7 protein-coding genes, 3 tRNA genes and 3 rRNA genes are annotated in these 12,296 nt (G+C 38.8%); 4 read left to right on the forward strand and 9 right to left on the reverse strand.

Going from position 1 to position 12,296, the window contains the following annotated elements; translation table 11 throughout:
- The first annotated feature begins 52 nt into the window (after nucleotides 1-52).
- On the forward strand, nucleotides 53-1,810 hold the full coding sequence (aspS, locus tag MPR_RS17610; RefSeq protein WP_041894886.1) for an aspartate--tRNA ligase: 1,758 nt from the start codon (nucleotides 53-55) through the stop codon (nucleotides 1,808-1,810).
- 61 nt (nucleotides 1,811-1,871) lie between these two features.
- Here the strand turns inward: aspS and pth are convergent, their stop codons facing one another.
- From pth to MPR_RS17625, 3 genes are all read right to left on the reverse strand, one after another.
- Complete coding sequence (pth, locus tag MPR_RS17615) at nucleotides 1,872-2,438, reverse strand: aminoacyl-tRNA hydrolase (protein ID WP_006259930.1); 567 nt, start codon at nucleotides 2,436-2,438, stop codon at nucleotides 1,872-1,874.
- Between the two features lie 129 nt (nucleotides 2,439-2,567).
- The gene (locus MPR_RS17620; RefSeq protein WP_041894888.1) at nucleotides 2,568-3,176 is read right to left on the reverse strand and encodes a 50S ribosomal protein L25/general stress protein Ctc; all 609 of its coding nucleotides are present in this window, start codon (nucleotides 3,174-3,176) and stop codon (nucleotides 2,568-2,570) included.
- Nucleotides 3,177-3,204: 28 nt separating this feature from the next.
- Nucleotides 3,205-4,146 (reverse strand): ribose-phosphate pyrophosphokinase, encoded by a 942-nt coding sequence (locus MPR_RS17625; protein WP_006259932.1) that lies wholly within the window; start codon nucleotides 4,144-4,146, stop codon nucleotides 3,205-3,207.
- A gap of 158 nt (nucleotides 4,147-4,304) precedes the next feature.
- Between MPR_RS17625 and MPR_RS17630 the strand changes: the two genes are divergently transcribed.
- Nucleotides 4,305-4,384: transfer RNA gene (locus MPR_RS17630), tRNA-Leu, on the forward strand.
- A gap of 48 nt (nucleotides 4,385-4,432) precedes the next feature.
- Here MPR_RS17630 and MPR_RS17635 read toward each other — a convergent pair.
- Entirely contained in the window at nucleotides 4,433-4,927 is a 495-nt protein-coding gene (locus MPR_RS17635; protein ID WP_041895648.1) for a DinB family protein, read from the reverse strand.
- Nucleotides 4,928-5,143: 216 nt separating this feature from the next.
- Between MPR_RS17635 and MPR_RS17640 the strand changes: the two genes are divergently transcribed.
- Together MPR_RS17640 and MPR_RS17645 are read left to right on the forward strand one after the other, a co-directional pair.
- Nucleotides 5,144-6,016, forward strand: coding sequence for a cupin-like domain-containing protein (locus MPR_RS17640; protein WP_041894891.1), 873 nt, complete (start codon nucleotides 5,144-5,146; stop codon nucleotides 6,014-6,016).
- 19 nt (nucleotides 6,017-6,035) lie between these two features.
- Complete coding sequence (locus MPR_RS17645; protein ID WP_041894893.1) at nucleotides 6,036-6,500, forward strand: regulatory protein RecX; 465 nt, start codon at nucleotides 6,036-6,038, stop codon at nucleotides 6,498-6,500.
- A gap of 157 nt (nucleotides 6,501-6,657) precedes the next feature.
- Here MPR_RS17645 and rrf read toward each other — a convergent pair.
- From rrf to MPR_RS17670, 5 genes are all read right to left on the reverse strand, one after another.
- Nucleotides 6,658-6,767: ribosomal RNA gene (gene rrf / locus MPR_RS17650) — 5S ribosomal RNA — on the reverse strand.
- 106 nt (nucleotides 6,768-6,873) lie between these two features.
- Nucleotides 6,874-9,766 (reverse strand): 23S ribosomal RNA (locus tag MPR_RS17655).
- 118 nt (nucleotides 9,767-9,884) lie between these two features.
- Nucleotides 9,885-9,958 (reverse strand) — tRNA-Ala (locus MPR_RS17660).
- An 85-nt stretch (nucleotides 9,959-10,043) separates the two neighbouring features.
- Nucleotides 10,044-10,117: transfer RNA gene (locus MPR_RS17665), tRNA-Ile, on the reverse strand.
- A gap of 80 nt (nucleotides 10,118-10,197) precedes the next feature.
- Nucleotides 10,198-11,715 (reverse strand): 16S ribosomal RNA (locus MPR_RS17670).
- The 16S, 23S and 5S rRNA genes sit together here with 2 tRNA genes alongside, the layout of an rRNA operon.
- Nucleotides 11,716-12,296 lie beyond the last annotated feature (581 nt).

The following is a 12,296-nucleotide window of genomic DNA, read 5'->3' on the forward strand; positions in this document are numbered from 1 at the left end:
TATTCTATCATTCATAATAAGTTTATAAATTTGTAGGAAATAATTTTTAGCAATGTACAGAACGCATAATTGCGGAGCCTTAAGAGCTTCGGATATAAATACAGAAGTTACCCTATCAGGATGGGTAAGCAAGCATCGCGATAAAGGTTTTATGATTTGGGTTGATTTACGTGACCGTTACGGGATTACACAATTAATCTTTGATGCAGAGAGAACTGATAAAGCAGTATTCGAAGCAGCTAAAAACCTAGGACGAGAGTTTGTAATTCAAGTAAAAGGACAAGTAATCGAACGCGCTTCTAAAAACCCAAATATCCCTACTGGAGATATTGAGATTTTAGTAGACACGCTAACAGTATTAAACGAATCTGCTGTTCCTCCATTTACTATCGAAGATGATACTGATGGTGGAGAAGATATCCGTATGAAATACCGTTACTTAGATATCCGTAGAAATCCAGTGAAGAACAATTTATTGTTTAGACACAAGGTAGCTCAAGAGGTAAGAAATTATCTTTCTGCTCAAGATTTCTGTGAGGTAGAAACTCCTTACTTAATTAGTTCTACTCCTGAAGGAGCTCGTGACTTCGTAGTGCCTTCTCGTATGAATGCTGGAGAATTCTACGCTTTACCACAATCACCACAAACATTCAAACAGTTGTTAATGGTAGGTGGTATGGATAGATACTTCCAAATAGTAAAATGTTTCCGTGACGAGGATTTACGTGCTGATAGACAGCCTGAGTTTACTCAGATAGACTGTGAGATGGCATTCGTAAACCAAGAAGATGTTATGGATACATTCGAAGGAATGACTAGGCATTTATTAAAATCAGTTCATGGAATTGAAGTTGATAAGTTCCCTCGTATGACTTTTGAAGAAGCAATGCGCAAATACGGTAATGACAAACCAGATATCCGTTTTGGGATGGAGTTCGGTGAGTTAAATGCTGTAGCTCAACATAAAGAATTCGGTGTATTTAATAGTGCGGAGTTAGTAGTAGGTATAGCTGTACCAGGTGCTGCTTCGTACACTCGTAAAGAGATAGATGCTCTTATTGACTGGGTAAAACGCCCACAAGTAGGTGCTTCTGGTATGGTGTACTGTAAATGTGAAGCAGATGGATCATTTAAGTCTTCTGTAGATAAATTCTATGATCAAGAAGATCTTAAGCAATGGGCTGAGGTGACTGGTGCTAAAGCTGGTGACTTAATCTTAGTGCTTTCTGGTCCTGCAAATAAAACAAGAGCTCAATTAAGTGCTCTACGTATGGAATTAGGTAATCGTATGGGATTAAGAAAGTCTGATGAGTTCGCACCATTGTGGGTTATCGACTTCCCTCTATTCGAGTATGACGAAGAAGCTGGGCGTTACTTCGCTATGCACCATCCATTTACTTCACCTAAAGTAGAAGATATTCCATTATTAGATACAGACCCAGGTAAGGTACGTGCTAATGCTTATGATATGGTATTAAACGGTAACGAAATCGGAGGAGGTTCTATTCGTATTCACGATAAAGCTACTCAAGAGTTAATGTTTAAACACCTTGGATTTAGCAAAGAAGAAGCTGAAAAACAATTTGGTTTCTTAATGAATGCGTTCCAATATGGAGCACCACCTCATGGAGGTCTAGCTTTTGGTTTAGATAGATTAGTAGCTATCTTAGGAGGGCAAGAGACGATTAGAGATTTCATCGCATTCCCTAAAAACAACTCTGGTAGAGATGTAATGATTGACGCTCCGTCAACTATCACTCCAGAACAATTAGAAGAATTACATATCAATGTGGTAAAACCACAGGTTTAATGATAAAAAAAGGAGTTACTCAATGAGTAACTCCTTTTTTACTTTATAAGTTTTACTTAATCTACTTTCCGTTATAAGTATTCATAGCATTATTTAACCCTCCTAGAGCAAACTCTTGTACTGCTTTGGAAGCCATTTTAAGACGTTCTGGCAACTGTTCTTTCTCTTTCTCATCCCATACCCCTAAAACATAGTCAACTTGCTGTCCTTTCTTAAATTCATCGCTGATACCAAATCTAAAACGAGGATATGCAGCAGAGTTTAAAGTACCTTGAATACTTTTTAATCCATTGTGTCCGCCATCAGATCCTTTTGGTTTTATTCTAATGGTTCCGAAAGCTAGATTTAAATCATCTGTAATCACTAAAATATTCTCTACTGGTATCTTTTCTTTCTCCATCCAATACTGAACCGCTTTACCACTTAGATTCATATATGTATTAGGTTTTAATAATAAAAGTGTTCTACCTTTTATCTTTACTTCTGCTAAGCTTCCTAGTTTTACAGTTTGCCAATCCCCTCCAAGCTCATTAGCTATTTCGTCTACTACTTTAAAACCGATATTATGACGAGTGTTGATATACTCAGCACCGATATTTCCTAATCCTATAATTAAAAACTTCTTCATCCTTCTATTAATGACATAATTAATTGTGTTACAAAAGTACATTAAAGGAAAGAAGTAACCTTATTTTAAGACATAAAAAAAGCACCTGTGTAAACACAGATGCTCTTAATAAATATCTTCTCAAAAGAATTATTTTTTCTTTGGAGTAGCTTTTGCTGCTTTTGCTGCTTCTTGAGCTGCTTTCATAGCTGCACGAGAAATTCTTACTTGACAGATTACAGTGTTATCAGTGTGTAACAATTTGTAATTGTTAACAGGTACATCAGTAACATATAATTTGTTCCCCATTTCTAAGTTAGAAATGTTTACTTCTACGAAGTCAGGTAAGTTAGCTGGTAAAGCCTTAACTTTCAATTTACGTAAGTTTAGGTTTAATACCCCTCCAGCCATTACTCCTTTAGAGTTTCCAACGATTTTCACTGGAACATCTAATGTAATTTCTTTATCGTCATGTAATTGATAGAAATCGATGTGTAAGATTTTATCGCTTACTGGGTGGAATTGGATATCTTGTAAGATAGCGTTGAATTTTTTTCCACCTTCCAACTCAATTACCACTGTGTGTACGTTTGGAGTGTAAACTAAATTTTTGAATGCTTTTTCTTCAGCAGAAAAATGCACAGCTGCTTCAGTTCCTCCGTATAACACGCAAGGTACCATTCCAGCATTACGTAAGGCTTTAGTTGATACTTTACCTACGCTTTCTCTTTCAGATCCTTTAATCGTAATTGATTTCATTTAAATATATTTAAAAAATTAATAAATTCTAAACTACAAAAGTCTTACTAATAGACTCATTAGCATGTACATTGTGCATTACTTCTGCAAATAATGGAGCACAACTTAATACTCTTATTTTATCACAAGGCTTCTTCAAAGGAATTGAATCTGTAACGATTAATTCTTGAATAGCTGATTGTTCTATTTTCTCATAAGCACTACCTGATAAAATAGCATGTGTACATATAGCTCTAACGCTTAATGCTCCACGCTCCATCATCATATCAGCTGCTTTAGCTAAAGTACCTCCTGTATCAATCATATCGTCAACTAAGATTACGTTACGTCCTGTAACATCTCCTATTAACTCCATTTTATCAATAACATTAGCTTGCTTACGTTGTTTATAACAAATTACAACATCTGACTCTAAAAACTTAGAGTAAGCATAAGCTCTCTTAGATCCTCCCATATCAGGAGATGCAATTGTTAAATTATCAAGTTTTAAGCTTTTTACATAAGGTAAAAAGATTGTAGATGCATATAAATGATCTACTGGTTTTTCAAAGAATCCTTGGATTTGATCTGCATGTAAATCCATAGTCATGATACGAGTTGCCCCTGCTGATTCAAGCAATTTAGCAACTAATTTCGCTCCAATTGGAACCCTTGGTTTGTCCTTTCTATCCTGTCTAGCCCATCCAAAATAAGGAATTACAGCCGTAATATGTCTTGCTGATGCACGTTTAGCAGCATCACACATTAGTAACAATTCCATCAGGTTATCTGATGACGGAAATGTAGAACATACTAAGAAAACTCTTCGTCCTCTAATTGATTCTTCAAAAGAAGGTTGAAACTCTCCATCACTGTAATGTGATAGAGTTACTTTTCCTAATTCTACTCCGTATGCTTTTGCAATTTTCTCAGCAAGCTCAACGCTCTGAGCACATGCAAAAATCTTAGCGTCTGGTTCGAAATATGACATTATATAATTAGTTGTTATGTTGCGAGTTAGAGCTTAACTATATTTATTAAGCGGTGCAAATTTATAAAATATAAATTGAGAAAACGATTTTTTTTATATTTTTTCTTTGTACCTAATTTTTTTTATCTACATTTGCACTCACAAACAATAAGTCATCAGCCCGGATGGCGGAATTGGTAGACGCGCACGACTCAAACTCGTGTTCTTCGGAGTGTGGGTTCGATTCCCACTCCGGGCACAAAAAAAGCCTAACTCATAGAGTTAGGCTTTTTTAATTTATATATTTTTATTTAACATCATCGGCTGAAGGCCCATACATACCAGGGATAGGTATATCTAACAAACGTAAATAAACTGATAATTGTCCTCTATGGTGATAAATATGGTTATTTACAATAAATCGATTAGCTCCAACCTTTGGCATAGCAACGATTATATGATCTCCTGATTTTAACTTCCACTCAGACATCCATTTTTCTTCATCAAACATATTTAAAGCTGATATAACAGCCTTTTCATACTTGTCTAGAAGAACCAATAGCTCTTCAGTAGTTTTGGCTTCTAAAGGCTTGTAATCTACTTGAAAATCCAAACCATCCTTTGTTAAGATATTCTCAGTCCAAATTATTAATTCTACAATATGCTTTGCTAAATCGCCTAAGCTCATAGATTTTTCATGAGGCTTCCAGCCCCATTTATCAGTAGGTACGCAAGCTACTATCTTTTTTGTACTATTTACCTCATGTCCTAACTCTAATAAATAACTCTTAGTTATACTCATAATTTTTATTTTAAATATACAACTATTACAAATAAATCTAACATATTCTACTTTAAATAACCTAGAACTTATTCTTACAGAAGAACTAATAACTTCTATAGCCATTAAACTTAATAAACGAATAACTTATATTAAAAACTAGTAATGATTTATTAAATTTGAAGTTACATATATTTAATGTAAAAGCACTTAAAAGAAGTATTAATGTAAAATAGTATGAAAGAATTACAACTTCAAGAAATAGAAAGAGTAAAATCTATCTCTGAAAAAGACTTTATTGAAAAATATTTTAAAAAACAGATTCCTGTTGTAATAGAAAACTTAACTGAAGATTGGCCTGCTTACGAAAAATGGCGCTTAAATTATATAAAGGAAATAGCAGGTGAGAAAATAGTACCCCTATATGATGATAGACCTGTTTCACATAAAGATGGGTTTAATGAAGCACATGCAACAATGAAGATGGCTGATTACATAGATCTACTTGAAAAAGGCCCAACAAATTATAGAATCTTTCTTTATAATATAATGAAAGAAGTTCCAAGTCTTAAGAGTGATTTTAAATGGCCAAAATTAGGACTTCGGCTAGTAAAACAACTTCCAATGTTATTCTTTGGAGGAACAAACTCAAAAGTATTCATGCACTTTGATATTGATTATTCTAATATACTACATTTTAATTTCAATGGAGAAAAGCAATGTATGCTATTTTCACCAGACCAAACAAAATACATGTATAAAATACCTCATTCATTAATATCCAGAGAAGACATTGATTTTAACAATCCTGATTTTAATAAATGGCCTGCTTTAAAATATGTAAAAGGATATATCTGTAATCTAAAACATGGAGAAATGCTTTATATGCCTGAAGGTTATTGGCACTATATGAAATACCTTACGCCAAGTATATCTATGAGCTTAAGAGCATTCCCTTCTAAATATAGTAACCTTGGAAAAGCAATCTATAATATTACTGTAATGAGATATTTTGATAATTTCATGAGAAGATTAAAAGGACAAGATTGGATTGATTACAAAAACAAAAAAGCTATAATCAATACTCATAAAAGACTAGGAATAAAATAAATTGATAAAGAATAAGAACATGTCCTTAACACTAGAACAAGCAAAAAATAAATTAGAACATTTTTGTGCTTATCAAGACAGATGTCATACTGAAGTTATATCTAAATTATTTAATTTAAAAGTTTCCTCTGATCTACACGATGAAATACTAGTTTATTTAATTAATAATAAATTTCTAAACGAAGAACGCTTTGCTCGTAGTTTTGCAAGAGGCAAACATAGAATTAGTGGATGGGGAAAAAATAGAATACTTGGAGAACTTAAAATCAGAAAAATATCAGCTAACCTAATAAAAATAGCGATGACTGAAATAGACGATACTATGTACTTCGAAACGCTAAATAAACTAGCAGAACAACGTTGGCAATCTTTAACAGATAAAGACATAAATAAAAAAAAACAAAAACTAATTGGGTTCCTACACAGAAAAGGATATGAAATGGAATATATACTCGATAAAGTAAATGATCTTCAAAAAGAATAAGAGCCTATAGGGCTCTTTTTTATAGCATTAGAACATATTTCAAAAGTTATTATAAACAACGATACTTCTTCCTGTAAAACGTTTATAAGTACAAAATACACCTACCCTATATAAACAAAAAAATCCCCAACCTCACACGAGATTGGGGATTTCTAAAGAAAGGCGGCGACATACTCTCCCACTGGTTAGCAGTACCATCTGCGCTAGCGGGCTTAACTTCTCTGTTCGAAATGGGAAGAGGTGAGCCCCGCTGCAATAACCACCTTAAATCGGTTGTTACTTTAACGTAACTAATATTTTTAACTATATTGATATTTTAAACTTAACTATATTTTAGAAAGTTGCCCTCCCCTTGTTAAAAACAAGGGGAGATTCACATAAGCTTACGGGTTATTAGTACTACTCGACTTTGACATTACTGTCTTTACATCTATAGCCTATCAACGTTGTAATCTCCAACGACCCTTTAAAGAAATCTCATCTTGTGGTGGGTTTCGCACTTATATGCTTTCAGCGCTTATCCCTTCCCAACGTAGCTACTCTGCGATGCCCCTGGCGAGACAACAGATGCACTAGAGGTTGGTCCAATTCGGTCCTCTCGTACTAGAATCAGATCCACTCAAATTTCTAACGCCCACAGTAGATAGAGACCGAACTGTCTCACGACGTTCTGAACCCAGCTCGCGTGCCACTTTAATGGGGCGAACAGCCCAACCCTTGGGACCTTCTCCAGCCCCAGGATGTGACGAGCCGACATCGAGGTGCCAAACCCCCCCGTCGATATGAGCTCTTGGGGGAGATCAGCCTGTTATCCCCGGCGTACCTTTTATCCTTTGAGCGATGGCCCTTCCATGCGGAACCACCGGATCACTATGCTCTACTTTCGTACCTGTTCGACTTGTTAGTCTTTCAGTCAAGCTCCCTTATACCATTGCACTCTACGCACGGTTACCAAGCGTGCTGAGGGAACCTTTAGAAGCCTCCGTTACTCTTTTGGAGGCGACCACCCCAGTCAAACTACCCACCAAGCAATGTCCTCCTCAATCAAGGAGTTAGATCTCAAATAAGCAAAGGGTGGTATTTCAACAATGACTCCACAACGCCTAGCGACGCCATTTCACAGTCTCCCACCTATCCTACACATCACTTATCCAAGAACAATACTAAGCTATAGTAAAGGTGCACAGGGTCTTTTCGTCCCACTGCGGGTAATCGGCATCTTCACCGATACTACAATTTCACCGAGCTCATGGCTGAGACAGTGTCCAGATCGTTACACCATTCGTGCAGGTCGGAACTTACCCGACAAGGAATTTCGCTACCTTAGGACCGTTATAGTTACGGCCGCCGTTTACTGGGGCTTCAATTCAATGCTTCTCAACAATAAATCATCGATAACATCTCCTCTTAACCTTCCAGCACCGGGCAGGTGTCAGGCCCTATACGTCATCTTACGATTTTGCAGAGCCCTGTGTTTTTGATAAACAGTCGCCTGGACCTTTTCACTGCGGCCAGCTTGCGCTGGCGACCTTTCTCCCGAAGTTACAGGTCTATTTTGCCTAGTTCCTTAGCCATGAATCTCTCGAGCGCCTTAGGATACTCTCCTCGACTACCTGTGTCGGTTTACGGTACGGGTACTAATAATCTAAGTTTAGAAGCTTTTCTTGACAGCCCTTAGGCACACTATCTCGTTGTCCGAAGACTCAAAGTACTATCGCATTTCTCCAAGTCTGACGCATTTTACTATCAAACCTATAGGTACGTGCTTCAACGAACTATTCCGTCAGTTCGCGGTGCTTTCATCACTGTGTCACTCCATCACAATTATTAGTAGTACGGGAATATTAACCCGTTGGCCATCGACGTCCCCCTTCGGGTGTGCCTTAGGTCCCGACTAACCCTCAGCTGATTAGCATAGCTGAGGAAACCTTAGTCTTACGGCGGGGGTGTTTCTCGCACCCCTTATCGTTACTTATGCCTACATTTTCTTTTCTAAAAGCTCCAGCAATTCTCACAAATCACCTTCTGCGCCGTTAGAATGCTCCCCTACCACTTACGCATTACTGCGCAAATCCATAGCTTCGGTAGTATACTTATGCCCGATTATTATCCATGCTCGATCGCTCGACTAGTGAGCTGTTACGCACTCTTTAAATGAATGGCTGCTTCCAAGCCAACATCCTAGCTGTCTGGGCAATCAAACCGCGTTTTTTCAACTTAGCATACATTTGGGGACCTTAGCTGATGGTCTGGGTTCTTTCCCTCTCGGACATGGACCTTAGCACCCATGCCCTCACTGATGATTATCATTACTTAGCATTCGGAGTTTGTCAGGAATTGGTAGGCGGTGAAGCCCCCGCATCCAATCAGTAGCTCTACCTCTAAGTAACTATCGATCATCGCTGCACCTAAATGCATTTCGGGGAGTACGAGCTATTTCCGAGTTTGATTGGCCTTTCACCCCTACCCACAGGTCATCCGAAAACTTTTCAGCGTTAAACGGTTCGGTCCTCCATTTAGTGTTACCTAAACTTCAACCTGCCCATGGGTAGATCACACGGTTTCGCGTCTACCACTACTGACTAAAGCGCCCTATTAAGACTCGCTTTCGCTACGGATCCATGACTTAATCACTTATCCTTGCCAGCAACGGTAACTCGTAGGCTCATTATGCAAAAGGCACGCCGTCACCCCACAAAGAAGCTCCGACCGCTTGTAGGCGTATGGTTTCAGGATCTGTTTCACTCCGTTATTCACGGTTCTTTTCACCTTTCCCTCACGGTACTGGTTCACTATCGGTCTCTCAGGAGTATTTAGCCTTAGCGGATGGTCCCGCCAGTTTCAATCAAGGTTTCACGTGCCCCGACCTACTCAGGATACCACTATTCTTATCTTCTCTTACCAATACGGGACTATCACCCTCTTCGGTTTACCTTTCCAGGTAATTCTCATTAAATCCGCAAGAAATGTCGTGGTCCTACAACCCCAAAATTGCCGTAACAACTTTGGTTTGGGCTATTCCGCGTTCGCTCGCCACTACTTACGGAATCACTTTTGTTTTCTTCTCCTCCGCCTACTTAGATGTTTCAGTTCAGCGGGTTCGCCTCCTATTAGGATACTATATCTTCAATATAGTGGGTTGCCCCATTCGGATATCTACGGATCAACTCGTGTGTGCCAATCCCCGTAGCTTTTCGCAGCTTATCACGTCCTTCTTCGCCTCTGAGAGCCTAGGCATTCCCCATACGCCCTTATTTTGCTTATGTGCTTACAATTCTTTCGAATCGTACTTTCTATATATTTCTATATCTTTTTATTCTTTCTAACTGTTTTGTTAGTTAAGTTTTATCAATATGTCAATGAACTTATGGACTTTTGTCCTTGTGGAGAATATCGGAGTCGAACCGATGACCTCCTGCGTGCAAGGCAGGCGCTCTAGCCAGCTGAGCTAATCCCCCATAAGTTAGATAGTGTGTTATCTGTGCCTTGTGGGTTGTGGATAACGCAACCTCTAAAATATTCCTTTTTGAACTAGTAAACTAGTAGTCCCGGGCAGACTCGAACTGCCGACCCCTACATTATCAGTGTAGTACTCTAACCAGCTGAGCTACTAGACTCTGTATTACTTAATTCTTTTATTCTTTTTTTTGGTATTAACAGCGAGAGTAAAGTATCATACTTATTAATTATTCTCTAGAAAGGAGGTGTTCCAGCCGCACCTTCCGGTACGGCTACCTTGTTACGACTTAGCCCTAGTTACTAGTTTTACCCTAGGCAGCTCCTTGCGGTCACCGACTTCAGGTACCCCCAGCTTCCATGGCTTGACGGGCGGTGTGTACAAGGCCCGGGAACGTATTCACCGGATCATGGCTGATATCCGATTACTAGCGATTCCAGCTTCATAGAGTCGAGTTGCAGACTCCAATCCGAACTGAGACAAGCTTTGGAGATTCGCATCCTGTTGCCAGGTAGCTGCTTTCTGTACTTGCCATTGTAGCACGTGTGTAGCCCAGGACGTAAGGGCCGTGATGATTTGACGTCATCCCCACCTTCCTCACGGTTTGCACCGGCAGTCTTGCTAGAGTCCCCGCCTTAACGCGCTGGTAACTAACAATAGGGGTTGCGCTCGTTATAGGACTTAACCTGACACCTCACGGCACGAGCTGACGACAACCATGCAGCACCTTGTAAATTGTCCGAAGAAAAATCTGTTTCCAAATCTGTCAATCTACATTTAAGCCCTGGTAAGGTTCCTCGCGTATCATCGAATTAAACCACATGCTCCACCGCTTGTGCGGGCCCCCGTCAATTCCTTTGAGTTTCATTCTTGCGAACGTACTCCCCAGGTGGGATACTTATCACTTTCGCTTAGCCACTCAGTCCGAAAACCGAACAGCTAGTATCCATCGTTTACGGCGTGGACTACCAGGGTATCTAATCCTGTTCGCTCCCCACGCTTTCGTTCATCAGCGTCAATAAATACGTAGTAACCTGCCTTCGCAATTGGTATTCCATGTAATATCTAAGCATTTCACCGCTACACTACATATTCTAGTTACTTCCATATTATTCAAGCTCTGCAGTATCAATGGCCGTGTCCTAGTTAAGCTAGGAAATTTCACCACTGACTTACAAAGCCGCCTACGAACCCTTTAAACCCAATAATTCCGGATAACGCTCGGATCCTCCGTATTACCGCGGCTGCTGGCACGGAGTTAGCCGATCCTTATTCTTACAGTACCGTCAAGTCTCTACACGTAGAGAGGTTTCTTCCTGTACAAAAGCAGTTTACAATCCATAGGACCGTCATCCTGCACGCGGCATGGCTGGTTCAGAGTTGCCTCCATTGACCAATATTCCTCACTGCTGCCTCCCGTAGGAGTCTGGTCCGTGTCTCAGTACCAGTGTGGGGGATCTCCCTCTCAGGACCCCTAATCATCGTCGCCTTGGTATGCCGTTACCACACCAACTAGCTAATGATACGCATGCCCATCTTATACCGATAAATCTTTATTATCAATACGATGCCATATCGATAAACCATGGAGCATTAATCCGAATTTCTTCGGGCTATTCCCCTGTATAAGGTAGGTTGCATACGCGTTACTCACCCGTGCGCCGGTCTCAAAAAAGCAAGCTCTTTCTACCCCTCGACTTGCATGTGTTAGGCCTGCCGCTAGCGTTCATCCTGAGCCAGGATCAAACTCTTCATCGTATATTTTTAATTTCGTAAATTAAAAAAGTATAATCCCAAATCTTGCGATTTGCCTTACTCTCTTATTTGTATGCTGTCAATCCAATATGTTTATGAACGTTGTCTTCTTATTTCTAAGTCTCACTTGTTTTTCAAAGCGAGTGCAAAAGTAAAAACTTATTTTGAATTAGCAAAACTTATTTTGAAAATATTTTTCTTTATTTTTTCGCTCAACTCCCATTTTTACTGAAGCGGACTGCAAAGATACTACCTTATTTTTTACTTATCCAAATTTATTTTTATAAATTTTTTAAAGCTTATTTTTTAGTCGTTCTTGCTTCACTTTTTGTTTATGATCGTCTGCCTCTAGAGTCGTTATCACTTCTCTAATGCGGATGCAAAAGTAGTATCTTTTCCATTACTTCCAAACTTATCTTTGCCTTTTTTTAAAGGTTTTTGAAAAGTATTTCATAACTCTCTATTATATCACCTTTTACGAGTGAAAGTTTTTTTGTCTTTTTTAGAGATTATAGCCTTATGGCATTTCTATACTATATATACGTAAAGAGCAGTACTTAATATTGTACTCTATTATATATGTG

Source organism: Myroides profundi, assembly GCF_000833025.1.
GTDB lineage: Bacteria > Bacteroidota > Bacteroidia > Flavobacteriales > Flavobacteriaceae > Flavobacterium > Flavobacterium profundi_A.

Bases quoted from the DNA above. Each gene is read 5' to 3' on its own strand.
- aspS (WP_041894886.1), top strand. From the start codon at position 53: ATGTACAGAACGCATAATTGCGGAGCCTTAAGAGCTTCGGATATAAAT.
- pth (WP_006259930.1), bottom strand. From the start codon at position 2,438: ATGAAGAAGTTTTTAATTATAGGATTAGGAAATATCGGTGCTGAGTAT.
- MPR_RS17620 (WP_041894888.1), bottom strand. From the start codon at position 3,176: ATGAAATCAATTACGATTAAAGGATCTGAAAGAGAAAGCGTAGGTAAA.
- MPR_RS17625 (WP_006259932.1), bottom strand. From the start codon at position 4,146: ATGTCATATTTCGAACCAGACGCTAAGATTTTTGCATGTGCTCAGAGC.
- MPR_RS17635 (WP_041895648.1), bottom strand. From the start codon at position 4,927: ATGAGTATAACTAAGAGTTATTTATTAGAGTTAGGACATGAGGTAAAT.
- MPR_RS17640 (WP_041894891.1), top strand. From the start codon at position 5,144: ATGAAAGAATTACAACTTCAAGAAATAGAAAGAGTAAAATCTATCTCT.
- MPR_RS17645 (WP_041894893.1), top strand. From the start codon at position 6,036: ATGTCCTTAACACTAGAACAAGCAAAAAATAAATTAGAACATTTTTGT.